General features: G+C 67.4%; 21 protein-coding genes and 1 tRNA gene. 13 read left to right on the top strand and 9 right to left on the bottom strand.

What is annotated here, in order from left to right:
- The first annotated feature begins 3 nt into the window (after positions 1 to 3).
- From ACIBQ1_RS49820 to ACIBQ1_RS49800, 5 genes are read left to right on the top strand one after another with little or no spacing between them, the layout of a single operon-like run.
- Positions 4 to 1434 (top strand): FtsK/SpoIIIE domain-containing protein, encoded by a 1431-nt coding sequence (locus ACIBQ1_RS49820; RefSeq protein ID WP_397288922.1) that lies wholly within the window; start codon positions 4 to 6, stop codon positions 1432 to 1434.
- The gene (locus ACIBQ1_RS49815; RefSeq protein ID WP_397288920.1) at positions 1431 to 1595 is read left to right on the top strand and encodes a hypothetical protein; all 165 of its coding nucleotides are present in this window, start codon (positions 1431 to 1433) and stop codon (positions 1593 to 1595) included. The genes ACIBQ1_RS49820 and ACIBQ1_RS49815 overlap by 4 nt, the downstream gene beginning before the upstream one ends.
- The gene (locus ACIBQ1_RS49810) at positions 1592 to 3223 is read left to right on the top strand and encodes a replication initiator (RefSeq protein ID WP_397288918.1); all 1632 of its coding nucleotides are present in this window, start codon (positions 1592 to 1594) and stop codon (positions 3221 to 3223) included. Before ACIBQ1_RS49815 ends, ACIBQ1_RS49810 begins: the two co-directional genes overlap by 4 nt.
- A 9-nt stretch (positions 3224 to 3232) precedes the next feature.
- Positions 3233 to 3412 (top strand): helix-turn-helix domain-containing protein, encoded by a 180-nt coding sequence (locus tag ACIBQ1_RS49805; RefSeq protein ID WP_397288916.1) that lies wholly within the window; start codon positions 3233 to 3235, stop codon positions 3410 to 3412.
- On the top strand, positions 3409 to 4593 hold the full coding sequence (locus ACIBQ1_RS49800) for a tyrosine-type recombinase/integrase (protein ID WP_397288914.1): 1185 nt from the start codon (positions 3409 to 3411) through the stop codon (positions 4591 to 4593). The genes ACIBQ1_RS49805 and ACIBQ1_RS49800 overlap by 4 nt, the downstream gene beginning before the upstream one ends.
- A 63-nt stretch (positions 4594 to 4656) precedes the next feature.
- On the opposite strand, the gene ACIBQ1_RS49795 is transcribed toward ACIBQ1_RS49800, so the two are convergent.
- The 9 genes from ACIBQ1_RS49795 to dnaA all read right to left on the bottom strand — a co-directional run bounded on the left by ACIBQ1_RS49795 (position 4657) and on the right by dnaA (position 16477).
- Positions 4657 to 4733 (bottom strand) — tRNA-Ile (locus ACIBQ1_RS49795).
- A 127-nt stretch (positions 4734 to 4860) separates the two neighbouring features.
- Positions 4861 to 5628 carry a DUF3566 domain-containing protein gene (locus tag ACIBQ1_RS49790; protein ID WP_397288912.1) on the bottom strand — a complete coding sequence of 256 codons (768 nt, stop codon included), beginning with the start codon at positions 5626 to 5628 and terminating at the stop codon, positions 4861 to 4863.
- A gap of 3 nt (positions 5629 to 5631) precedes the next feature.
- Complete coding sequence (gene gyrA, locus ACIBQ1_RS49785; RefSeq protein ID WP_397288910.1) at positions 5632 to 8130, bottom strand: DNA gyrase subunit A; 2499 nt, start codon at positions 8128 to 8130, stop codon at positions 5632 to 5634.
- A gap of 21 nt (positions 8131 to 8151) precedes the next feature.
- Positions 8152 to 10095, bottom strand: a complete 1944-nt coding sequence (gene gyrB / locus ACIBQ1_RS49780; protein WP_397288908.1) for a DNA topoisomerase (ATP-hydrolyzing) subunit B — start codon at positions 10093 to 10095, stop codon at positions 8152 to 8154.
- A 377-nt stretch (positions 10096 to 10472) separates the two neighbouring features.
- On the bottom strand, positions 10473 to 10973 hold the full coding sequence (locus tag ACIBQ1_RS49775) for a DUF721 domain-containing protein (RefSeq protein ID WP_397288906.1): 501 nt from the start codon (positions 10971 to 10973) through the stop codon (positions 10473 to 10475).
- A complete protein-coding gene (recF, locus tag ACIBQ1_RS49770; RefSeq protein WP_397288904.1) occupies positions 10963 to 12207 on the bottom strand; it encodes a DNA replication/repair protein RecF in 1245 nt (414 codons plus the stop codon). The genes ACIBQ1_RS49775 and recF overlap by 11 nt, the downstream gene beginning before the upstream one ends.
- A gap of 35 nt (positions 12208 to 12242) precedes the next feature.
- A complete protein-coding gene (gene gnd / locus ACIBQ1_RS49765; RefSeq protein ID WP_397288902.1) occupies positions 12243 to 13190 on the bottom strand; it encodes a phosphogluconate dehydrogenase (NAD(+)-dependent, decarboxylating) in 948 nt (315 codons plus the stop codon).
- 46 nt (positions 13191 to 13236) lie between these two features.
- Positions 13237 to 14376, bottom strand: a complete 1140-nt coding sequence (gene dnaN / locus ACIBQ1_RS49760; protein WP_397288900.1) for a DNA polymerase III subunit beta — start codon at positions 14374 to 14376, stop codon at positions 13237 to 13239.
- A gap of 523 nt (positions 14377 to 14899) precedes the next feature.
- Positions 14900 to 16477 (bottom strand): chromosomal replication initiator protein DnaA, encoded by a 1578-nt coding sequence (gene dnaA / locus ACIBQ1_RS49755; RefSeq protein ID WP_397288898.1) that lies wholly within the window; start codon positions 16475 to 16477, stop codon positions 14900 to 14902.
- Positions 16478 to 16924: 447 nt separating this feature from the next.
- Here dnaA and rpmH point away from each other — a divergent pair, with 447 nt between their 5' ends.
- From rpmH to ACIBQ1_RS49715, 8 genes are all read left to right on the top strand, one after another.
- Positions 16925 to 17062 carry a 50S ribosomal protein L34 gene (gene rpmH, locus ACIBQ1_RS49750; protein ID WP_043614899.1) on the top strand — a complete coding sequence of 46 codons (138 nt, stop codon included), beginning with the start codon at positions 16925 to 16927 and terminating at the stop codon, positions 17060 to 17062.
- Positions 17010 to 17486, top strand: a complete 477-nt coding sequence (gene rnpA / locus ACIBQ1_RS49745) for a ribonuclease P protein component (RefSeq protein WP_397288896.1) — start codon at positions 17010 to 17012, stop codon at positions 17484 to 17486. The genes rpmH and rnpA overlap by 53 nt, the downstream gene beginning before the upstream one ends.
- Positions 17483 to 17764, top strand: a complete 282-nt coding sequence (gene yidD / locus ACIBQ1_RS49740) for a membrane protein insertion efficiency factor YidD (protein ID WP_349447690.1) — start codon at positions 17483 to 17485, stop codon at positions 17762 to 17764. The genes rnpA and yidD overlap by 4 nt, the downstream gene beginning before the upstream one ends.
- Positions 17765 to 17768: 4 nt before the next feature.
- Positions 17769 to 18719, top strand: coding sequence for a membrane protein insertase YidC (yidC, locus tag ACIBQ1_RS49735; RefSeq protein WP_397288894.1), 951 nt, complete (start codon positions 17769 to 17771; stop codon positions 18717 to 18719).
- Between the two features lie 20 nt (positions 18720 to 18739).
- The gene (locus ACIBQ1_RS49730) at positions 18740 to 19228 is read left to right on the top strand and encodes a protein jag (RefSeq protein WP_397289111.1); all 489 of its coding nucleotides are present in this window, start codon (positions 18740 to 18742) and stop codon (positions 19226 to 19228) included.
- A gap of 300 nt (positions 19229 to 19528) precedes the next feature.
- A complete protein-coding gene (gene rsmG, locus ACIBQ1_RS49725) occupies positions 19529 to 20200 on the top strand; it encodes a 16S rRNA (guanine(527)-N(7))-methyltransferase RsmG (RefSeq protein ID WP_397288892.1) in 672 nt (223 codons plus the stop codon).
- 137 nt (positions 20201 to 20337) lie between these two features.
- Positions 20338 to 21264 carry a ParA family protein gene (locus ACIBQ1_RS49720; RefSeq protein ID WP_397289109.1) on the top strand — a complete coding sequence of 309 codons (927 nt, stop codon included), beginning with the start codon at positions 20338 to 20340 and terminating at the stop codon, positions 21262 to 21264.
- A gap of 1708 nt (positions 21265 to 22972) precedes the next feature.
- Positions 22973 to 23935 carry a ParB/RepB/Spo0J family partition protein gene (locus tag ACIBQ1_RS49715; protein WP_397288890.1) on the top strand — a complete coding sequence of 321 codons (963 nt, stop codon included), beginning with the start codon at positions 22973 to 22975 and terminating at the stop codon, positions 23933 to 23935.
- The last annotated feature ends 376 nt before the right edge of the window (positions 23936 to 24311 follow it).

Here is a 24311-nt window from a genome sequence, read left to right as displayed (position 1 = left end):
CATATGTTCCGCAAGCTTCCCGGTGACGAGGCGCGCAACCTGGTCACCACCACCCCGGACACCGCCGTGGTCTTCCGCCCCGCGGTCGTCACCACCCCGGCCATCATCACCATCGTCATCCTGGCCGCTCGGCTCGTGGCCGGCCTTATCCGCACGATGTGGCGGCACCCCATCGCCGTGACTGTGCTGGCCATACCGTTCGTGCTGTGCTGGCTGTACGGCTGGCACATCGCTCTGCTGCTGTCCGCTCCCATGCCAACGGGGCTCATCGCCTGGGCGCTGGTCGATCGCGTCTCTTTCGCCCGGCTAATCAGCAGGCGGCTGCTGGCCTGGTGGCGGCTCATCTGGGTCTACCGGCGGCACTGGCAACCGGTAATGATCGTCTCCGGGCTCGGCAGGCACCTGCGCGGCCGTGATTACCTGCCCCGGCTCGGCAAGGTCACCTGCACAGCCTGGGCGGACCAGGTCACCGTGCGGATGCTGAAGGGTCAGGCAGTCAAGGACTGGGCCGACCGCATCGAACTCCTGGCGCACGGCTTCGGCGCGCCATCCTGCCGCGTCTCGGTCGTAAAGGCCGGTCGCCTGGTGTTGACCTTCCCCCGGCGCGATCCGCTGGCCACACCCCTGCCAGCGATCCCGATCCCGGACGTGCCGACTGTGGGGCCGGTCGAGATCGGCATCCAAGAGGACGGGCGGCCATGGCTGCTCAACGTGCACGGCACACACAAGCTGATAGCCGGTGCCACCGGAGCAGGCAAAGGCTCGATCATCTGGTCCGCCATCCGCGGCCTGCTTCCGGCCGTCCGGGCGGGCCTGGTCGAGCTGTGGGCGCTCGATCCCAAGCTGATGGAGCTGTCCTTTGGCCGTGCCCTGTTCGGCCCTCGCTACGCCGCCACCCCGGAAGAGTGTGCGGAGCTGTTAGAGCAGGCGGTCAAGGTCATGCAGGAGCGGGCCGCCCGGTTCGGCGGACACCAGCGTTCGCACACTCCCACGGTCGAGGATCCGTTCGTCCTGGTGATCGTCGATGAGGTCGCGTTCCTGACCGCCTACCAGGCCGACCGGGACTTGAAACGGCGCGTCTCGGCTGCCCTGGCCACCCTGACGACCCAAGGGCGGGCGGTCGGTGTCGGCGTCATGGCGGCTCTCCAGGACCCCCGCAAGGAGGTCATGACGATCCGCAACCTGTTCCCCGACAAGATCGCCCTCCGGCTGGACGAGGCGGAGCAAGTGGACATGGTGCTTGGCGACGGTGCCCGCGACCGTGGCGCGCTGGCCGATCAGATCTCCCCGAACCCCGTCCTGGGCGCTGGCGTCGGCTATGTCCGGCTAGAAACCTCACCGGATCCCGTGCGGGTACGCGCGGCCTACGTCTCCGACGCCGACATCCGCGCCATGGTGACCGAGTTCGCCCCGGCGGGCGGTGAAGTCCGATGACCACCGTCGCACACTTCCTGGACGGGCTGCGCTGCTCGACCTGCAAGACGCTCAACGCCCTCTGGCTCGACCCCACACGGGCGCTGGTCGAATGCCGCGAGTGCGGACAGTCGGCGCTCGTCTTCCCCGAGATCGGCGAAGGAACGGAGGGGGATCGATGACGGGAACGGAGCAGCCGACCAAAGCGATCAACCGTGCTACGCCCCGGGCCATGCGGATGGCGCAACCTCTGGCCCGGGAGGTGGCCGAACAGGTCGCCATCCAACACGGCGTCTGCGTCCGGCCGATCGCCCTCAAGCGGCTCGACACCCACACCGGACAGACCGAGATCATCGATGTACCGTGCGGCGCCAACCTGGAGACCGCATGTCCACCGTGCGCCAAGCGCAACCGGCACCTGCGGATGGCCCAATGCCGGGAGGGCTGGCACCTGGACGCTGAACCGATCATCACACCGAAAGAGCCGACCGATGAGCAGCGCTGGCTGATCGAATTCCGCGCCGACATGCAAGCCCAACGTGACCAGGCTGAGCAGGCGGCCCAGGACACCACCGAGCTGGACGCCATCATCACCGGCCTGGATGCGGAGATCAACGCGGTGGGCATGCGCGGCAACGTGCTCGGCGCTGCGGCGGGCAAGCGCAACCGCTCGACCAGGAGGCGCCAGGATGCCCCGGACCTGCCCAAGCGCACGATGACGGCAACCACACTGGGACGGACCTTCACCAGCTCGGACGGCAAGGTTTACCGGCCCTCGCTGTTCGTCACGCTCACCCTGCCGTCCTACGGCAAGATCCGCGATGGCGTTCCGGCCGATCCCGACTCCTACGACTACCGGCGGGCGGCTCGGGATGCCCTGCACTTCTCCAAACTGGTGGACCGCTTCGTGCAGAACCTCCGCCGCGTGGCGGGCTACGACGTGCAGTACTTCGCCACCGTCGAACCTCAAAAGCGGCTCGCCCCGCACCTGCACATGGCCATCAGGGGCACCCTGCCACGCGCGGAGATCAAGCAGATCGCGGCGGCCACCTACCACCAGGTGTGGTGGCCTGCGGCCGATCGGGTGGCCTTCGAGGGCGATCGTCTGCCGGTCTGGGAGAACGGCGTCGGCTACCTCGACCCGGACACGGGCGAAGTGCTCCCGACGTGGGACCAGGCGCTCGACCACCTCGACGCCGACCCGGCGGCCGAACCCCTGCACGTGGTCCGCTTCGGCGACCAGGTCAATGTTCAGGGCGTACTGTCGGGCACTCCAGACGCCGACCAGTGCATCCGCTACCTGTCCAAGTACCTGACCAAGTCCCTCGGTGAAGAGCTCAACCCGGACGACCAAGCATCTCAGGATCACGCGGCGCGCCTGGTCGAAGCACTCCGATTCGAGCCCTGCTCGCCGACGTGCGCCAACTGGCTGGGTTACGGGATCCAACCCAAGAACGCCGAATCCGGCATGACGCCCGGGCGATGTCGGGGCAAGGCACACAAGCCCGACCACCTCGGCTACGCCGGCCGGCGCGTGCTGGTCTCGCGCAAATGGTCGAACAAGACCCTGGCCGAACACAAGCAGGACCGCCGCACCTGGGTCCTGGAAGCTCTCGGCCAGCCCGACGAGGCACCCGACCCGCACCGCTATGTCTGGAAGCCGGTTCCGGCCGGCGACGCCAACGTGCCCCCGCTCGCGATGCGGCTCCTGCGCACGGTGGCCGAACGGCAACGATGGCGCGCCCACATGGCCGAACTCCAGGCCCAAGCAGACGGACAAGATCTTTCGGCAGTTCCAGAAGCGGCTTAAGGGGGAGTGATGACCAGTCTCGCTCTCTCGGTCGAAGAGGCTGCGGCACAGCTCCGTGTAAGCCGCTGGACGCTCTACAAGTTCATTCGCACAGGTCAGCTCAAGTCCTTCAAGGCCGGACGGCGTCGCCTGATACCGGCTTCGGCACTCAACGATCTCGTGGATCTCCTCCTGGAAGAAGCTGCATGATGACCGCCAAGACCCTAGTCGGGGCTGCCGACGAGCAGCCGCGGAAGAAGATCCGTCGCAAGCGTGCGAACAACGAGGGCACGGTGTACCAGCGCGCGGACGGCACATGGTGTGGACAGGTCTATGTCCTCACCACGGACGGCACGGAGAAGCGCAAGACGGTCTACGGCAAGACCGCTGATGAGGCGCGGGCGAAGATCGATGAGATGAAGTCCAAGTCACGCCAGGGCGTTCCCGTCGCCAACCGTGCTTGGAAGGTGGGGGAGTACCTCGACTATTGGCTGAACGAGGTTGCCCGTCACTCCATCCGCAAGACGACCTACGCCAAATACGAGACGATCGTTCGCCTGTACCTCAAGCCGCGCCTCGGCCGTAAGAGGCTGGACAGGCTCACGGTCGCCGATGTCCAGACGTTCCTGAACGGCATGCTCAACGGAGATCATGCGATCGGGACGATTCACGTCATGCGGAACGTCCTCAGCGCTGCTCTAACGCGGGCGATACGCGAGGAGATCCTTACCCGCAACGTCGCGAGGCTGGCCACGCTGCCCCCGCTGGACCCCCAGCGCAACCGGCCATGGACGGCCGACGAGGCACGGGCCTTCCTCCAGGCTGCGCGCGCCGATCAACTCTACCCGGCCTTCGTGCTGCTCCTGGTGCACGGTCTGCGGCGCGGGGAAGCCCTCGGGCTCCGCTGGGTAGACGTGGACTTCGACGAGGGGCATGTGGACATCCGGCGGCAGCTCGTGAGGGTGGGCAAGGAACTGCACCACGGACCGGTGAAGACGAACGCGGGCAAGCGTTCCCTTCCCCTCCTCGGCATCATCCGCGAAGCCCTGGAGATCCAGCGCCGCGGACAAGAAATCATGAAAGAGCAGGCAGGGGATGACTGGGCGGATACCGGGCTGGTATTCACCACGAGATCCGGACTTCCGATCGAACCCCGTAACCTCGCACGCTCGTTCGCCCGCATCGTCAAGGCGGCGAAACTCCGCCCCATTCGCGTGCACGATCTGAGGCACACCGCCGCCTCGCTACTCAAGAAGCTGGGTGTCGCCCCGCGCGATGCGATGGAGATCCTCGGACACAGCCGGATTTCCGTCACGATGGAGATCTACACGCATGGCGACGGTGAGAGCCGTGAAAACGCGATCAAGATGGTCAACGACCTGTTCGAATAGGCCCGTTGCAGTACCAGGTGCAGTAAAACGCCCCGAAGCTTGATCGCTTCGGGGCGTTTTCGCTGGTGGGGCTACCAGGACTTGAACCTGGGACCTCTTCCTTATCAGGGAAGCGCTCTAACCGTCTGAGCTATAGCCCCGCGCACACCGAACGTTATCGCATCCGCAGGACGGAGGCGAACCGGTTGTTCGGACGAGGAAAAGCTTACCGCCTCCAGCGTGCTGCTCGCGCCGTCCCCGCCCATGAGGACGGCGCGAGCGCCACGTCTACTCGGCTTCGCTGAAGGTCACCTCGACGCCCCCGACCAGGTCAGAGGCGATGTTGTAGATGACCGCCCCCAACGTGGACAGGGCCGTGATCAGTACGACGTTCACGGCGCCGATCAGCGCCGTGTAGCCGAGGATCCGCACCGGCTCGAACCAGGAGGCGATGTTGATGGGGATGGAGCTCTGCCCCTGCTCCCCCTGGCCGAGCTGGTTGACCAGGTCGACCAGCGAGTCGAACACGCCCAGGGCCGACAGCACGCCGTACAGGACGGCCACCGCCACGAACAGCACCACGAAGCAGACCAGGGACACCACGAAGCTGAACTTCATGGCCGACCACGGCTCGACACGGCGCAGGACCAGGTGGGCCTTGCGGGGGAGCCGGGACCCCGAGGAGTTCGACGACTTCTTCTTGGGCAGTTCGAGGGCGGGCGGGGCCTCGGTGGCGAGCGACGGACGGACGCGGACCGTGTCGCTGCCCTCCGGAGGCGCCTGCTGCGGTCCAGGACCGGAACCCGGGCCCGGGCCAGGGCCGCCAGGGCCAGGACCGGAGCCAAGGCCGGGAACGGGGCCAGGCGTGGGCGTGGGTGACGGCGCGGGGGCCGTCGACCGCGACTCCTCCTTGGGCGGGCCTGGCTTGCCCTGCGCGGGCGACGTGTCCTTGCCGTCGTCGACCGCGCCGAAGATCTCGGTTTCGGTGGGCTTCTTCGGCTGTTGTCCGTTACCCGAAGCCGCCTTCGTCCTGGCGGTGCCACCCTGGGCGCTCATGAACTACTCTCCTCCCCCGTCTTCCTCAGTCTCCACCGAAGTCTCCATCGACTCAGCGTTCCGGGCGAGGGCCACCACGCTGTCGCCTTCAGCGAGATTCATCAATCGCACTCCCATGGTCTGGCGGCCGGACTGCTTGATCTCACCGGCACTCGTCCGGATCACCCCGCCGGCGAACGTGATCGCGAAGACCTCGTCCTCTGGGTTGACCATGACGGCACCGACCAGCTTGCCACGGGAAGACACGATTTTCGCAGTAAGCACGCCCCTACCGCCACGTCCTTGAACTGGATACTGCTCCACTGGCGTCCGTTTTGCGTACCCACCCTCCGTGGCGATAAGCACATCTTGACCGTCGGCGAGCCGATTCATGGCGAGAAGCTCGTCACCATCGAGGAACCTCATGCCGATCACACCGCTGGTCGCGCGCCCCATGGGCCGCAGCGCATCGTCGGAAGCGGTGAACCTGATCGACTGGGCACCCTTGGAGACCAGCAGCAGGTCGTCGTTCTCGGAGACCAGGCGGGCCCCGATGACCTCGTCGTCGTCCCGCAGGTTGATCGCGATCAGGCCACCGGACCTGGGGGAGTCGTACTCGGACAGGCGGGTCTTCTTGACCAGCCCGCTGCGGGTGGCGAGCACGAGATAGGGCGCGACGTCGTAGTCGCGTAGGTCGAGAACCTCCATAACTGTTTCGTCGGGCTGCATCGCCAAAAGGTTCGCGAGATGCATGCCACGCGCGTCGCGCCCGGCGTCCGGCAGCTCGTACGCCTTGACCCGGTAGACCCGGCCCTTGTTCGTGAAGAACAGCAGCCAGTGATGCGTCGTGGTGACGAAGAAGTGGTCGACGAGGTCGTCCTGGCGCAGCTGGGCGCCGCGCACACCCTTGCCACCGCGCTTCTGCGCCCGGTAGAGGTCGGTACGCGTGCGCTTGGCGTAGCCGCCCCGGGTGATCGTGACGACGATCTCGTCCTCGGCGATGAGGTCCTCGATCGACATGTCGCCGTCGTAGGCGATGATCTCGGTCTGCCGGTCGTCGCCGTAGCGGCCGACGATCTCGGCGAGCTCCTCGTTGATGATCTCGCGCTGGCGGGACTCGCTGGCCAGGATCGCGTTGTACTCGGCGATCTGCGTCATCAGGGAGTCGTACTCGTCCTGGATGGCCTGCCGCTCCAGGGCGGCCAGCTTGCGCAGCTGCATGTCGAGGATGGCCTGCGCCTGCACCTCGTCGATCTCCAGCAGCGCCATGAGGCCCTGCTGGGCGTGCGAGGCGGACTCCGAGGCCCGGATGAGAGCGATGACGTCGTCGAGCCGCTCAAGGGCCTTCAGCAGGCCGCGCAGGATGTGGGCGCGCTCCTCGGCCTTGCGCAGGAGGTAGCGCGTCCGGCGGACGATGACCTCGATCTGGTGCGCGACGTAGTGCCGGATGAACTGGTCGAGCCGCAGCGTGCGCGGCACCCCGTCGACCAGCGCCAGCATGTTGGCGCCGAAGGTGTCCTGGAGCTGGGTGTGCTTGTACAGGTTGTTGAGGACGACCTTGGCGACCGCGTCGCGCTTGAGCACGATCACCAGGCGCTGCCCGACCCGCGAGGAGCTCTCGTCGCGTACGTCGGCGATGCCGGTCAGCTTGCCCTCGCGCACCAGCTCGGCGATCTTGAGCGCGAGGTTGTCGGGGTTGACCTGGTACGGCAGCTCCGTGACGACGAGCGCCTGCCGCCCCTTGTCCTCCTCCACCTCGACCACGGCCCGCATGGTGATCGAGCCGCGCCCGGTGCGGTAGGCGTCCTCGATGCCCCGCCGCCCGACGATCAGCGCCTTGGTGGGGAAGTCGGGCCCCTTGACCAGCCTGATCGAGGCCTCGAGCAGCTCCTCGTCACCGGCCTCGGGGTTCTCCAGGGCCCACTTGACCGCCGAGGCGACCTCGCGCAGGTTGTGCGGCGGGATGTTGGTGGCCATGCCGACGGCGATGCCGCCCGAGCCGTTGACCAGCAGCTGCGGGAAGCGCGCCGGCAGGACGTCGGGCTCCTGCGACTTGCCGTCGTAGTTGGGGCGGAAGTCGACGGTGTCCTTGTCGATGTCGCGCAGCATCTCCATGGCGATGGGCGCGAGCTTGCACTCGGTGTAGCGCATCGCCGCCGCCGGGTCGTTGCCGGGCGAGCCGAAGTTGCCCTGCCCGTCGACCAGCGGGTATCGCAGCGACCACGGCTGCGCCAGGCGGACCAGCGCGTCGTAGATCGAGGTGTCGCCGTGGGGGTGGTAGGTGCCCATCACGTCACCGACGACGCGGGCGCACTTGAAGTAGCCGCGGTCGGGACGGTAGCCACCGTCGTACATCGCGTAGAGCACTCGCCGGTGGACCGGTTTGAGACCGTCGCGGACATCCGGCAGCGCCCTGGACACGATGACCGACATCGCGTAGTCCATGTAACTGCGCTGCATCTCGGACTGGATGTCCACAGGTTCGATGCGCTCAGCCGGGGGAGTGGTGTTCACGTCCGTCACAGGTGATGATCCTTTTTCTGGCTAAACGTCGAGGAAGCGGACGTCGCGCGCGTTGCGGATGATGAAGTCGCGCCGGGCTTCCACGTCCTCGCCCATGAGCACGCTGAACAGGTCGTCGGCCTGCGCCGCGTCGTCGAGCGTGACCAGGCGCAGCAGCCGGGTCTCCGGGTTCATCGTGGTCTCCCAGAGCTGGGCCGCGTTCATCTCGCCGAGGCCCTTGAAGCGCTGGACGTTGTCCCGCGGCCGCGGGTCGGCCTTGCCGTTCGCGATCCCCTCGGCGATGACCGCGTCGCGCTCGGCGTCGGAGTACGCGTAGGAGGCGTCCTCGCCCTTGCGGTCCCACTTGATCTTGTACAGCGGCGGGCACGACAGGTAGACGTGGCCGGCCTCGATCAGCGGCCTCATGAACCGGAACAGCAGCGTCAGCAGCAGCGTGTTGATGTGCTGGCCGTCGACGTCGGCGTCGGCCATGAGGATGACCTTGTGGTAGCGCAGCTTGGCGATGTCGAACTCGTCGTGCACGCCGGTGCCCAGGGCGGTGATCAGCGCCTGGACCTCGTTGTTCTTCAGGACCTTGTCGATCCGCGCCTTCTCGACGTTGAGGATCTTGCCGCGGATGGGCAGGATCGCCTGGAAGCGCGAGTCGCGGCCGCCCTTGGCCGAGCCGCCCGCCGAGTCACCCTCGACGATGAACAGCTCGCACCTCTCCGGGTCGTTCCACTGGCAGTCGGCCAGCTTGCCCGGCAGGCCGCTGCCCGACTCGAGCAGCGACTTGCGCCTGGTCAGGTCGCGGGCCTGGCGGGCGGCGATGCGGGCGCGCGAGGCCTGCAGCGACTTGTTGATGATGTCCTTGGCCTCGCCGGGGTTGCGCTCGAACCAGTCGCGCAGGTGGTCGTTGCAGGCCTTCTGCACGAACGACTTGGCCTCGGTGTTGCCCAGCTTGGTCTTGGTCTGGCCCTCGAACTGCGGGTCGGACAGCTTGACCGAGATGATCGCGGTCAGGCCCTCGCGGACGTCCTCACCGCTGAGGTTGTCGTCCTTGCCCTCCTTGAGGAACTTCTGCTCGCGCGCGTAGCGGTTGACGATCGTCGTCAGCGCGGCGCGGAAACCCTCCTCGTGGGTGCCGCCCTCGGCCGTGTTGATCGTGTTGGCGAAGGTGTAGACCGACTCGGAGTAGGAGTTGTTCCACTGCATGGCGATCTCGACCGCGATGCCGTCGCCCTCCTCCTCGAAGGAGATGATCGACGCGTGCGCCGGCTCCTTCTTGGTGTTGAGGTGCTGGACGAAGTCGGCCAGACCGCCCTCGTAGCAGTAGGTGACGGTGTGCGCCTCGCCGTTGACGTGGTCGGGGCGCTCGTCGGTGAGCGTGATCGTCAGGCCCTTGTTGAGGAAGGCCATCTCCTGGAAGCGGCGCGAGAGCGTCTCATAGTTCCAGGCGGTGGTCTCGAAGATCTCGGCGTCCGGCCAGAACGCGATCGTGGTGCCGGTCTCGCCGGTCTCCTCGCCCTTGGCCAGCGGCGCGACGGGTTTGGAGTGCTCGTAGCGCTGGCGCCAGTAGTGGCCGTTCTGCTTGACCTCGACGTCCATGGCTGTGGACAGCGCGTTGACGACGGCCGAGCCGACGCCGTGCAGACCGCCGGAGACCGCGTAGGACTGGCTGTCGAACTTGCCGCCCGCGTGGAGCGTGGTCAGCACGACCTCCACGGCCGAGCGCTTTTCCACAGGGTGGATGCCCGTGGGGATGCCGCGGCCGTCGTCGATCACGCGTACGCCGTTGTCGGCCATGAGCGTGATGTCGATCCTGGTGGCATAGCCGGCGAGGGCCTCGTCCACCGCGTTGTCCACAATCTCGTAGACGAGGTGGTGCAGGCCGCGCTCACCGGTCGACCCGATATACATACCCGGGCGCTTGCGAACCGCCTCAAGCCCCTCGAGTACGGTGATAGAGCTAGCGTCGTAGGACAACTGCGAAATCCTCCTGCCGCGGACACGCGGCGGGGGAGGCCATCGACCTGCGAAAGCTGCCCCTACCGTGCCCGTCACCGTCGTGAGTGCCCCGATGCGCGGTCACCCAGGAGAGTCGGCTTACCGCCGGGGTGACACGCAAGCGGACGTGTCCGGAATCCGACTTCAGTCTACCGGGTCCGGAGCCCGAAGGTGGCAAGGAACGCGGCTGTGATGGCCCCTAGCTCGTTTTGCCCCCTGGTAAGCATCCCCCCTTCGGAAAGGGGGCTTATCGCGTCTGTGGCTTTCTGATCGCCCCATGGGGCTAACCGCAGCGGCAAAAGCGCTGCCGCTGGCCGAGGCCCTCCGCAGCTGGTGCGGGCGGCCGCCGGACGCGGCTATCCATAGGTGTCGCCCGGGCCCCGGCTTCCGGTCACCCGCAACCCGCCTGTCGGCCGGGGCGCATTCTGCGGGCCTCTGACCTTGACCTTTGTGACCGTGCCGTCGCCGAGCTCCTCGTTGAGCCTGCGTACGAGGGTGCGGGCGAGCAGCCGCACCTGCGTCGCCCAGGCCGTGGAGTCGGCCGCGATCAGCACCTCGCCGTCCTCGAACGACTCGGGCTTGGTGTGCGCGGCCAGGTCAGGGCCCACGATGTCGATCCAGCGCCCGAACACCCCGCCGACCGCCGCCGAACGCTCCCAGCCGCGATCGGCCAGGAGGTCGGCGATGGCGCGTCCGAAAAGCTGTGGATCGCCGCCTTCCCTGCGCGGCCCCGCCGCCTTGCGCCTGGGCTCGCGCCGGGGGAGCTGGCCGCGCTTGGCGGCGTCGGCCTTGGCCTGGGCGAGCTTCTCCCTGGCCATCGCGGCCCCCCTGGCCGCGGGATTGTCGTCAGCGGACACGGGTCACGCTCCCTTCCACCACGTCGAACCGGCCCCCCACCAGCTCCGCGGGCACGTCGTCCGGCACGGCGGCGGTGATGAGCACCTGCTCGGCGGGCGCGACGATCTCGGCCAGCCGCCGCCTGCGCTGGCTGTCGAGCTCCGCGAACACGTCGTCGAGGATCAGCACGGGGTCGCCGCCGTCGGCCCGCAGCAGGTCGTACGCCGCCAGCCGCAGCGCCAGCGCGAACGACCAGGACTCGCCATGGCTGGCGTAGCCCCGGGCGGGCAGGTCGCCCAGGCCGAGGATCAGGTCGTCGCGGTGCGGGCCGACGAGCGTGACGCCGCGTTCGAGCTCCGCTGAGCGGACCTCCAATAGCCGCTCTCGCAGCCGTTGTTCAAGGGTTTTCCCCAAGTCTGTGGATAACGTCTGTGTATCGAAAGATCCCCGCTCACCGGCGGCTTCGTCGTCCTGGACACCCTCGTCGGTATCCCCACCTGTGGACAACGTGCTGCGGTAGGCCAGCGTCGCGGGGGCGCTCCCGGGGGCGAGCGCGGAGTAGGAGCCGGCCACCAGCGGGCGCAGCGCCTCGACGAGCTCCAGCCGGGCCCCCAGCAGCTCCGCGCCGTGCCTGGCGAGGTGGGCGTCCCACACCTCCAGAGTGCTCAGCACGTCGCCCGCGCCGGCCGCGGAGAACCCACTGTCACTCTCGGCCCGTCTGGCGCTCCTGCTGCCCTTGCGGGCCTGCGCGGCCGTACGCAGGAGCGCGCCGCGCTGCTTGAGCACCCGGTCGTAGTCGGCCCGGACACCGGCGAACCTGGGCGTCCTGGCCACCAGCAGGTCGTCGAGGAAACGGCGCCGCTCGGCCGGGTCGCCCTTGGACAGCGACAGGTCCTCGGGGGCGAACAGCACCGTACGCAGCAGGCCGACGACGTCGCGGGCTCTGGACACGGGGGAGCGGTTGAGCCTGGCCCGGTTGGCCCGCCCCGGGTTGATCTCCAGCTCGACCAGCGCCCGGCGGTCCTCCCTGTGGACGGCGCAGCGCACGATCGCCCGCGTGGCGCCCCTGCGCACGAGCGGCGCGTCGCTCGACACCCGATGGCTGGAGTGCGTCGCGACGTAGCCGAGGGCCTCGACCAGGTTGGTCTTGCCCTGGCCGTTGGGCCCCACGAACGCCGTGACGCCCGGCTCCAGGCCGAGCTCCACGGACGCGTACGACCTGAAGTCGGTCAGCGAGAGGTGGGCGACATACACCCCACGAGGTTAGTGCGCCTCAGGGATGCCTGTGGTCACCGACGCTCGGTCTCGCGCGGCGGGATCACGTCGGCGCCCGGGGCGTCGGCCCCCTTGCCGGTGCTGCCCTCCGAGGAGGTGGTCGCGTGGCCGCCGAACTGGTTGCGCAGCGCCGCGACCACCTTCATCGCGGGCGAGTCGTCCTGCCGCGAGGCGAACCTGGCGAACAGCGCGGCGGTGATGACCGGCAGCGGCACCGCGTGGTCCACAGCCGCCTGCACCGTCCACCGGCCCTCGCCGGAGTCCTGTGCATAACCTCGGAGCTGCTCGAGGTGCTCGTCGTCGTCCAGCGCCCGCACCATCAGGTCGAGCAGCCAGGAACGGATCACGGTGCCGGTGCGCCAGCTCTGGAACGAGCCCTTGACGTCCTTGACGACGTCGGAGGCTTCGAGCAGCTCCCAGCCCTCCGCGAACGCCTGCATCATGCCGTACTCGATGCCGTTGTGGACCATCTTCGCGAAGTGCCCGGCGCCGACGTCGCCCGCGTGCACGAAGCCGTCCTCGCCCTCGGGCTTGAGCGTGTCGAAGATCGGCATGAGCCGGTCGACATCGGCCTTCTCGCCGCCGCACATGAGCGCGTAGCCGTTCTGGAGGCCCCAGACGCCGCCGCTCACGCCGCAGTCGACGAAGCCGATGCCCTTCCCGGCCAGCTCGGCGGCGTGCTTCTGGTCGTCCACATAGTGGGAGTTTCCGCCGTCCACGACGATGTCGCCGGGGTCGAGCAGCTCACGGAGATCGTCGACCGTCGACTGGGTGGGCTTGCCGGCCGGGACCATGACCCAGACCGCCCGCGGCTGCTGCAGGCGCTCGACCAGCTCCTTGAGGCTGCCCACGTCGCTGACCGCGGGATCGCGGTCGTAACCGACCACGTCGTGGCCTCCGCGGCGCAGGCGTTCGGCCATGTTGCCGCCCATTTTGCCCAGTCCGACCATGCCGATCTGCATGTTGTCCTACCCCCTTGTCAGACTTCCATCATCCCCGATGACAGGATCAGCCTGACAGGCGGATGGGCATGATCAGATAACGGTAGTCCGTGGTGGCTCCGTCCTCCACAGGCTTGCCACCGGTGAGGATAGCGGGCTTCGTCGACGTGGTCATCTGAAGTCGCGCGACATCGGAGTCGATGGCCCCCAGTCCTTCGAGGAGGAACTGGTGGTTGAAGGCGATGTTCATGTCCTCGCCCTCGTAATCCACAGGCAGTGCCTCGACGGCCTGGGCCTCGTCGCCGCTGCCCGCCTCCAGCACGACCTCGCCGCTCTTGAACGCCAGCCGCACCGGGGTGTTGCGCTCGGCGACCAGGGCGACGCGCTTGACCGCCTCCACGAACGACCCTGTGGACAAGTCCGCGCGGGCGGAGAACTCCGTCGGCAGCAGCGACCGGTACTTGGGGAACTCGGGGTCCAGCAGCCGCGTGGTGGTCCGCCGTCCGGCGCTGGAGAAGCCGATCATGCCCTCGCCGGTGCCGCCGGCCGAGCTGAGCGCGATCTCCACCTCCGCGCCGGTCGTGCCGAGCGCCTTGGCGGTGTCGGCGAGGGTCTTGCCGGGGATCATGGCGATGGCGGCGAAGTCGGGCTGGCCCGGCTGCCACTTCAGCTCGCGTACGGCAAGGCGGTAGCGGTCGGTCGCGGCGAGCGTCACGGTGTCGCCCTCGATCTCCATCCGCACGCCGGTGAGCATCGGCAGCGTGTCGTCCCGGCCCGCGGCGACGGCGACCTGGCCGACGGCGGAGGCGAACACGTCGCTGCCCACCCGGCCAGCGGCCGGCGGCATGGCCGGGAGGGACGGGTAGTCCTCCACAGGCATGGTCAGCAGTGTGAATCGAGCGCTGCCGCAGGTGACGACCGCCTTGGCGCCGTCCACCACGAAGTCCACAGGCTGTGCAGGAAGCGCGCGGGTGATCTCGGCGAGCAGCTTGCCCGAGACCAGCACGACCCCTGCCTCACCGGTCTGGAGTTCGAGCGTCACCTCGGCGGAGACCTCGTAGTCGAATCCGGACAACTTCAGCTGCTGCGCCTCGGTGACCTCCAGACGCATGCCGGCGAGCACGGGCACCGACGGGCGCGCCGGGAGGCTGCGTGCCGTCCATGCCACCGCCTCAGCGAGAACGTCTCGCTCGATTCGGAACATCACGGTGATCGGCCTCCTGGGTTCGTCGTTGATTCAAGTGTTCACTCTCCCGCACCTGAGCTCCGGGAGAACCCCTCTATGGGTCTTGAGTTTCTTTGTTAGAGAGATAAGAGGTCATCACACTAGGGGCTGTGGAAACTGTGGACAACCGTCGTTCTGGCTGGTCAGCAGCCCTGTTTTCATCCACTGGGGGTGTGGGTGACGCCTGGGGAGAACTCGCGCGCCTGGGGATGAAGACTCTGTGCACACAGGCTGTCCCCAGATCTTGGTGCCTTCGTCCACGGGTTATCCACGAGGTTTCCACAAGTTGTCCACGGGGTAAAAGGGACACGGCTGGAGTCCCAGATCGCCTGTTCACAGGACGTCCACACGTTATCCACGAGTAGTCCCCAGGTTCTCCCCAGGGTGTCCCCAGAGTTGTCCCCAGGCCCTGTGGGGGATTTTTCCGGGCATTGTGTGGCGAAGAGCCGGTGGGTTTTGGCGTTTCCGCAGATCCACAGTGTTTTCCACAGGCTGTGCATGATGTTCAGGCCCCGCGGGATGTCCGCTTGATACGCAAAGTCAACTCGTTGACCTGGTTGTACATCGACCGGCGCTCGGCGATGAGCGAGCGGATCTTCCGCTCGGCGTGCATGACCGTGGTGTGGTCGCGGCCGAACTGCTGGCCGATCTTGGGCAGCGACAGCTCGGTCAGCTCGCGGGCCAGATACATGGCGATCTGCCGGGCGTTGACGAGCGCGCGGCTGCGCGAGGTGCCGCACAGGTCGTCGATGCTGATGCCGAAGTAGTTGGCGGTCTCGGTCATGATCGCCGCGATGGTGATCTCGGTGTCGGACTCCGAGGTGATCAGATCCTTGAGCACCACCTCGGCGAGCTGCAGATCCACACCCTGCCTGTTGAGGCTGGCGAACGCGGTCACCCTGATCAGGGCGCCCTCCAGCTCGCGGATGTTGGTGGAGATGCGGCTGGCGATGTACTCCAGCACCTCGGGCGGCGCGGCCAGGCCCTCCTGGATGGCCTTCTTCCTGAGGATCGCGATCCGGGTCTCCAGCTCGGGCGGCTGGACATCGGTGATCAGGCCCCACTCGAACCGGTTGCGCAGCCGGTCCTCCAGCGTGGTCAGCTGCTTGGGGGCACGGTCGCTGGAGATGACGATCTGCTTGTTGGCGTTGTGGAGCGTGTTGAAGGTGTGGAAGAACTCCTCCTGGGTCTGCTCCTTGCCCTCCAGGAACTGGATGTCGTCCACAAGCAGGATGTCGATCGCCCGGTAGCGTCCGCGGAAGCCGTCGGCCTTGTGGTCGCGGATGCTGTTGATGAAGTCGTTGGTGAACTCCTCGGAGCTCACGTACCTGACCCGCGCGCCGTCGTACAGGCTCTGTGCGTAGTGCCCGATCGCGTGCAGCAGGTGCGTCTTCCCCAGCCCCGAGTCGCCGTAGATGAAGAGCGGGTTGTACGCCTTCGCGGGGGATTCGGCCACCGCCACGGCCGCCGCGTGGGCGAACCGGTTGCTGGCCCCGATGACGAATGTCTCGAATGTGTACTTCTGGTTGAGCCTGGCCGGTTCGCTGGGCTTGTTGCTCTTCGCTTCCCACCGGTTCGGCGCCGGCTCCGGCTCCTTTTCCACAGGCGGTGTGTACGACTGCGCCTGTTCAAAAGAGAAGCCTGGCTGTGGATATTCGGTGGATATCTGGGGCGGCTCAGGCTGTGGAGAATAGAACTGCGGAGGCTCCGAAGCCTGCTGGTGCTGCGATGGCGCGGGCTGTGGGTAACGCGGCTGACTCTCCACATTCTGGGGATAACCCTGAGTCACAGGCTGTTGATGAGAGTCGACGGACGGCGGCTCGGGCGCCGTTGTGTCGATCATCACAGCCAGCCGCATGGTCCGGCCGAGCTCCTGTGACAGCGCGTGCGCCACGAGCGGGCGCAGTTTGCCCTCGATGAGGTCCTTGAGGAAGTCGTTGGGGACGCCGAGCACGATCGTGTCGTTCGCCAGCGCGATCGGGCGCACCATCGCGAGCCACGTACGCTGCTGGATCGGCACGTTCTCGTTGAGGAAGTTGCTCAGGGCCCTCGCCCATACCGTGCCGAGGTCGACACCGTTCATGGTGCGGCTCCCCCTCCTTCCTCTCGCGGCCCCCCGCGATCGTTTATCCACATGCGCGGCCGCCCGCGGTGATCGGCGGCCCGTTCGTCCACAACGTGGCGGCCGGGCTTCGTGCCCAGGCCCTCCACAGGAGATCCACAGGTTGTGCACAGCCCTTTAGCAGGTTCGGAAGGGCCGACAGTATCTATGTGCACAGCTGTGTTCAAGGCATTGTCCACAGCCTAGTGGCACCTGGGTGCACATACTGTGGACGCCGGGGCGGCGGTGGAAAAGTCGCCTGTGGAAAGGTGGATAACCCGTCCAGTTTGACCTGAGGGGTACTTCCCCCGTAACGTACGACGGTCGGCTTGTCACGCGACGGCTATTTCGCGTGCCCTCGCTTCCCTGGCAGGCCATCCATGTGTGTACAGCGCCTTTGCGGCGCACCTTCAAGCCTGGAGCCCACCCGTGAGCAAGCGTACTTTCCAGCCGAACAACCGTCGCCGCGCGAAGACCCACGGCTTCCGGCTGCGGATGCGCACCCGGGCCGGTCGTGCCATCCTCGCCGCTCGCCGCCGCAAGGGCCGCGAGAAGCTGTCGGCCTGATCGTTCCGCGCGTCAGTGGCCCGCCGGTGCGTCTAGCCGGCGGGCGTTAGGCGTATATACGGTGCTGTCCCGTCAATCCCGCATGCGGCGCGGGGAGGAGTTCGAGGCGGCCGTCAGGCGCGGTAGACGCGCAGGTCGCCCGACTCTGGTTGTGCATTTCGCCACTTCAGGGGAAGAGTCCCCTCGAGTGGGTTTCGTGGTGAGCAAGGCCGTAGGCGGAGCTGTGACCCGGAACAAGGTCAAGCGACGGCTCCGACACCTGATGCGGGACCGTCTTGACCGGCTGCCGCGAGGTAGCCTGCTGGTGGTACGCGCCAATCCACCGGCCGCGTCCGCGCGATTCGAGCATCTGGCCGCCGAGCTCGACTCCGCACTGGAACGTTTGCTCAGGCGGCGCGAGTCCTCGACGGGTGGACAGAGATGACGGAGCAGCCGCAAGGGGTGACGCCGAGCTTCGCCGCTCGGGCGCTGATCATCCCGATCCGGTTCTACCGGGCGTTCATCAGCCCGATGCTCGGCCCGCGCTGCCGGTTCTATCCATCGTGCAGTGCGTATGGACTCGAGGCGATCGCCACGCACGGAGCATTGCGCGGCACATGGCTGACTGTCCGGCGCATCGGGCGGTGCCACCCATTCCATCCCGGAGGTATAGACCCGGTGCCCCCACGCCCGGTCCGGTCCCACGAAACGCAAGGGAGATAGCTCGGTGGAGCTGTCCTGGCTGAGCTGGCTGTATGAAGCCGTAGCCCATGTCATTATCTGGATTCACACTGGGTACAGCACGGTCCTGAACCCGGACAGCGGCCTGACGTGGGCGTTGACGATCATCACGCTGACCGTCTGCATGCGGATCCTGATCTTCCCGCTCTTCCTCAAGCAGATGCGCTCGTCGCGGAAGATGCAGGAGCTCGCCCCCAAGGTGCAGGAGCTGCGCAAGCGCTACAAGAACGACAAGCAGCGCATGAACCAAGAGGTCATGGCGCTCTACCAGGGAGCGGGCGCCAACCCGCTCGGTGGCTGCCTGCCTGTCGTCGCGCAGTTCCCCATCTTCATCTCCATGTTCACGGTGCTGCAGAACATGGCGAACGGCCACGCGAAGTACGGCATGACGCAGGAGCTGGTCGACAGCGCCAGGGCGGCCCACATCTTCGGTGCGCCGCTGCCCGCGAGCTTCTTCATGTCCGAGGCGCAGATCGTCGGCTTCGACGCCACGGTCGTACAGACCAAGGTCGTGCTCGCCATCTTCGTGGCGATCAGCTCGCTCACCACGTTCCTCACCGTCCGGCAGAGCGTTACCCGCTCGATGGCCCAGATGCCGGACAACCCCATGGCGCAGCAGCAGAAGATCCTGATGTACATCTCGCCGCTGTTCGCCTTCTTCAGCCTGAACTTCCCCCTGGGCCTGATCCTCTACTGGGTCACCACCAACGTGTGGACGCTGGGGCAGCAGCACTGGTTCTACAGCCGGCACCCGATGCCGCAGTTCGACGCCAAGGGCAACGCGCTCCCCATCGAGACCAAGCCTGGCCTGTTCGCCAAGCTTCGCAAGACCACGCCCGAGGAGCAGGCGCCTCCGCCCCCGCCGGAGCCTAAGATCGTTAGGCAGCAGCCGAGCCGCCAGTCCCGCAGCAAGCGCACCGGCAGCAAGAAGTCTTGAACATGAAGGAGAGGCCGGCCATGACCGAGGCCGAGCAGGAGAAGGCTCCTGATCTATCCGCGCTGGAGCAGGAAGGCGAGATCGCTGCCGACTACGTCGAGGGCCTTCTCGACATCGCCGACATCGACGGCGATATCGACATGGACGTGGAGGGCGACCGCGCCATGGTCTCCGTCGTGGGGCTCAAGGGCAACGAGCTCGTCGGTCCCGCGGGAGAGGTCCTGGAGGCGCTCCAGGAGCTGACCCGCCTCGCCGTGCACCGGCAGACCGGCGAGCGCTCCCGGCTGATGCTCGACGTCGGGGGCTACCGCGAGCGCCGCAGGGCCGAGCTGACCAAGCTCGGCACCGAGGTCGCCAACCAGGTCAGGGACGGGAGCGAGCCCAAGTCGCTGCACGCGATGACGCCCTTCGAGCGCAAGATCGTCCACGACGCGGTGGCGGCCGCCGGGCTCCGCAGCGAGTCCGAGGGCGAAGAGCCACACCGCTACGTGGTGGTCCTGCCCGCCTGAGAGGTGTTACGCCATCCGATCCGGCCGTCTGCCCGCACGTACGCGTGGTGGACGGCCGTTTCGCATTCATGCTCTTTTATCCCTGTACGTCTGCCTCAACCGGCATATTTGCGCGCATGCCCATTGTTAACGTTCTCCATCCGGACCGGGGCGCACCGACGGCGGCGTGCTGAAAGGTCGCCTTCAGACCGGCCCGCTAGTCTTCCACTGTGATCTCACCTTTAGCCTTGGGTAGAGACCACCCGCAATCCGGATTCCCACCGAACAAGGGCCACCAGCCCCAGAAAGGGCCACCTACCAGTGAGCGATGAGCTTCCGGCGCCGCCGGACATAGCGCGGGACGTCTTCGCCGGGGAGGCTTGGGAACGCGCGAACGCGTTCGCCCAGCTGCTGGCGGGGCCCGGCGTGGTCCGCGGGCTGCTGGGCCCGCGTGAGGTGCCCAGGATCTGGGATCGCCATCTGCTCAACTGCGCGGTCGTGGCCGAGGCCGTGCCCCCGGACGTGCACCTGGTGGACATCGGCTCCGGTGCCGGGCTTCCCGGGCTCGTGCTGGCGATCGTCCGGCAGGACATCAAGGTCACGCTCCTGGAGCCGCTGCTTCGCCGTACTGTCTTCCTGGAAGAGTGCGTCGAGACGCTCAAGCTCGACAACGTCGAGGTGCTGCGTGGCCGGGCGGAGGAGCTGGCGGGCAAGCGGGAGTTCGACGTCGCCAGCGCCCGCGCGGTGGCCCCGCTCGACCGTCTGCTGAAGTGGGCGATGCCGCTGCTCCACGAGGGTGGCGAGCTGATCGCCATGAAGGGGGAGCGCGCCGCCGAGGAGCTCGCCGAGGCGGAGCCTCAATTGCGGGCCATCGGGGCACGAACGGCCGAGCTTGTTACCGTCGGGCACGGTAAGGTCGAGCCGCCTGCAACACTGGTTCGGGTGGTAGCGGGTCGCACGCCGGAGCGAGCCAGGCGGCGACGAAGGAGGTGACTGTCGTGCCAGTCGCGTCAAGCGGTCTTGGCTGGCCGGACAGCCGTCCGTCCGAGAGTCCAAGCGGGGTTGGCTGGCCCGAAATGGGCGTGTCGCGACAGTCAATTCCCGGCACCGGCACACCACTGGTTGAAAGGATGGCCATCGTGACCCAGACCCCCCTGAATCCCGGTGATTCGCCGTTGGTACGAGAGGCACTCAGCTCAGTGGTTTCACGTGAAACATCCGCAACCCCGACGGCCGCCCAGACCCCCGGCGACGGGGACGGCACCTGGCCGCGCCCGGCGAAGACCAGGGTGATCGCGGTGGCGAACCAGAAGGGGGGAGTGGGCAAGACCACCACCTCGGTGAACATTGCCGCTGCCCTCTCGATGCATGGCCAGCGCGTCCTCGTGGTCGACCTCGACCCTCAGGGCAACGCCTCCACAGCCTTGGCCACCGAGCACCGCGGCGATGTGCCGGACGTTTATCAGGTTCTTGTCGACGACCTCCCGATGGCGGACATCGTCAAGCAGGTCCCCGACATGCCGAACCTCTATTGCGCCCCAGCCACCATCGACCTCGCCGGCGCGGAGATCGAGCTGGTCTCGCTCGTGGCCCGGGAGGCCCGCCTCCGGCGCGCGCTGGCGGCGTATGACGCGATCGACCTGGACTACATCGTGATCGACTGCCCGCCGTCGCTGGGCCTGCTGACGGTGAACGCGTTGGTGGCGGCGGAAGAGGTCATGATCCCGATCCAGTGCGAGTACTACGCCCTGGAGGGCCTCGGGCAGCTCCTCAGGAACGTCGACCTGATCCGCGCGCACCTGAACCCCACGCTGAAGCTCTCGACCATCGTCCTGACGATGTACGACGGGCGGACCCGGCTGGCCTCTCAGGTGGCGGAGGAGGTCCGGTCGCACTTCGGCGACACGGTGCTCAACACGGTCATTCCCCGCAGTGTCCGCCTGTCGGAGGCGCCCAGCTATGGGCAGTCGGTGATGACGTACGACCCGGGGTCGAGCGGCGCGATGGCGTACATGGACGCGGCCCGCGAGATCGCCCACCGCACCACGGTCGCCTAACCCTCCACCCTCCTCAACCAAGGACCGCACACCAGGCGCCCTGCCCTCCCCGGCGGCCGCCACGCCCTCAGCCGGCCATGCCCTCAGCCGGCCCTGCGCTCTCCTTCCGCCGCAGAGACCGCTATCCCGCCGTACACCCCCCACCGCCGGGCTCGCCCCAACGGGTCGCCACCCGCTCCACACTGCTCCGCTTCCTCCCGCCTCGACACGAGTAGCCAACGGGCCAATCCATGCCAAACACGCCCCTCCACAGCCACTTGAGCGATTCTCCGGAGTGGCGGAGGTCGCCTCCATCGCGCCCCAAACGCCCCTGAGACGACGAATCGGCACGGACACGCAAGCCATGGCCATCGCGGCGTGACGGGGGCGCGGCGTGACGGGGGCGCGGCCTGGAGGGGCATAGCGTGGCAGGAGTACGCCGTGATGGGGGAGCGACAGTTGCCGGGGGAGCAACGGTTCCAGGGCATGGTGCTTCCGGGGGCCCGATGATCTCGGCAGCCCGATGGTCTCGGGGGGTGCGATGGTCTCGGTGGTACGGCGCGCCCGTGGCACCCGAGACAGGGGAGCGGCGGCCCCTGGGACGACTGACATAGCGAAAGCGAATGCGGCGGGACAGCATGCGGCGGGACAGCATGCGGCGAGCCGGCCAGGTCGCAAGATGCCGGGAGCGACTGTGGGCTAGCGAGACGCCGGCGCGGCGGCACGCGGTCGGTTCTGCTGTCCAACCCGCCGCCCTACTGCTCCGCCGTCCCACTGCCTTGCCGCCCTGCCGTTCCGCTGCCCTCCTGCGTTACCGGCTCGATCACGGCGCCGCGGTCCCGCGCCGCCGCGTCAGGGGCTCACGATCCTCCTGCCGCACCAGTTCCTCTTGCCCCCACCGCGCCCCTGCCTCGATCGCCGTGCACATTAGGACGCTGCGCGATGACCACGGCGCGATGCGGCGAGCGTGGCGCGGCGAGCGTGGCGCGGCGAGCGTGGCGCGGCGAGCTGGCGATGTGACGAGAGAGACGGCCGGCCTCACGACAGCGTCGCCGTCTTGCTATCTCGGCGTCTCGCGGCGCTTCTGTCTCAGAGGGTCACCGACCCATCTACCCGACAGTCCCGCCGCTCCACAGTCGCATCAACGTCCTGAAGTCCCGCCACCCGCCCGCTGTGCCACAGGTCCTGCGCCACCGTTTCCCCGCCGCAGGTACCCTCCCCCTTGCGGTCCGGCGGCCACCTCGCCCCCACCCACGCGCCAGCGCATCCACTCGACCCATGCGTTCACCCCACCCACAAAGTCGCCCATCGAGCGCGTCGCCCATCGAGCGCGTCGCCCATCGAGCGCGTCGCCCATCGAGCGCGTCGCCCATCGAGCGCGTCGCCCATCGAGCGTGCTGCCCACCGAGCTCTGTGGCTCCATCCATCCCTCTCGTCCTACGAGCCCCAGCTTGCCGATCATCTACCCTGCTCCTGCGCGAATCTCGCTGGCGGGCGTTCCCTGTGCCGGCGAACACGGGAGGGAGATGCCGAGGGAGCATGAAGGCGGGTCGTGGGTGAGCGCGCTCGTGTGAGCGCGGGATGGGCTCAAGTCAGTCGTTGGGTTGGTTTGTGACCGAGTCGGTGTAAATAGAACCGGGCGGTGTGTGGCGAGGGGGCGCCCCGCCGCGCGCACGACGGTAACCTCTCCTGGAGTGACCGGAATCGGCCGGGTGGATGAGGAGACGCAGTGAGTCAGCAGCGGCGGGGATTGGGCAAGGGGCTCGGGGCGCTCATCCCGACCGGTCCCATCGTTGACGGAACGGGGACGGTTCCGCCCCCGTCGAACGGGTCAACGGGGGAGACGGGCCCAAGGCCGATCGCTGGGGCGTACTTCAAGGAGGTCGCGCTCGACGCGATCGTCCCCAACCCACGCCAGCCGCGTGAGATCTTCGATGGGGAGCGCCTGGAGGAGTTGGCGGCGTCCATCCGGGAAGTCGGTCTCCTGCAGCCGATTGTGGTCCGGTCCGTCGGAGGCGGTCAGTACGAGCTGATCATGGGGGAGCGGCGCTGGCGGGCGTGCCAGCAGGTCGGCCTGGATCCGGTTCCGGCGATCGTTCGCAACACCCAGGACACCGATCTCCTCCGGGACGCCCTTATCGAGAACCTTCAGCGCGAGCAGCTGAACGCCCTCGAAGAGGCCGCCGCCTATCAACAGCTCCTCGACGACTTCCAGGCGACGCACGATCAGCTGGCGCAGAAGGTGGGCCGCTCCCGCTCCCACATCACCAACACCCTCCGCCTCCTGAACCTCCCGCCCGAAGTCCAGCAGAAGGTGGCCGCCGGGGTCATCAGTGCCGGTCACGCTCGAGCTCTCCTCGGCCTCGGCGATCCTGAGGAGCAGATCGAACTGGCCAAGCGGATCGTCGCGGAGCTGCTCTCGGTCCGGGCCGTCGAGGAGATCGTGGCGATGGGCAGTGCCAAGGCGGCCAAGAAGCCCGCCCGCGAACGCCAGGCGCCCAAGCCCATCGCCCCCGGGCTGACCCACCTCGCCGACCGTCTCTCGGATCACTTCGAGACCAAGGTGAAGGTGGATCTGGGACGCCGGAAGGGGCGCATCGTCGTCGAGTTCGCCACGATCGACGACCTTGAGAGGATCATCGGCACCATGGCGCCGGAGGCTGTCCGCGCGATGCGGGAGTCCGAAGACTGACGCTGTTTCACGTGAAACCGTCACCGCCGACCTGTCGCGGATCGCTGTTTCACGTGAAACCAGCGGGGTGGCCTGCTTTGGCAGATCGATGTTTCACGTGAAACGAGGGGACGCTCAGTCCGGCTGAGAGGGCTCCGTCTCGGTGGATCCACTCGTGGGACGGCCCTTGAGTCTGAGTAGTCCCTGGGAGCGTTTCACGTGAAACATGGGAGCCTCTGTGCCGCGCGACCCGGAAAGGTGGCGTGTTTCACGTGAAACGGCGGCGGCGTGGGTGTGGGGGAGCTAAGTGGTGCCGCCTGGAAGTCTCTCCGGGGTTGACGGACCGAGACTGATCATGCCTCAGCGTCAGGAGTCGATGCTGGTGACGTAGAGATCG

The organism is Nonomuraea sp. NPDC050153 (genome assembly GCF_044460125.1).
Lineage (GTDB): Bacteria > Actinomycetota > Actinomycetes > Streptosporangiales > Streptosporangiaceae > Nonomuraea.
Note: the sequence above shows the minus strand (reverse complement) of the source record. Positions and strands in the feature narration are given on the sequence as shown.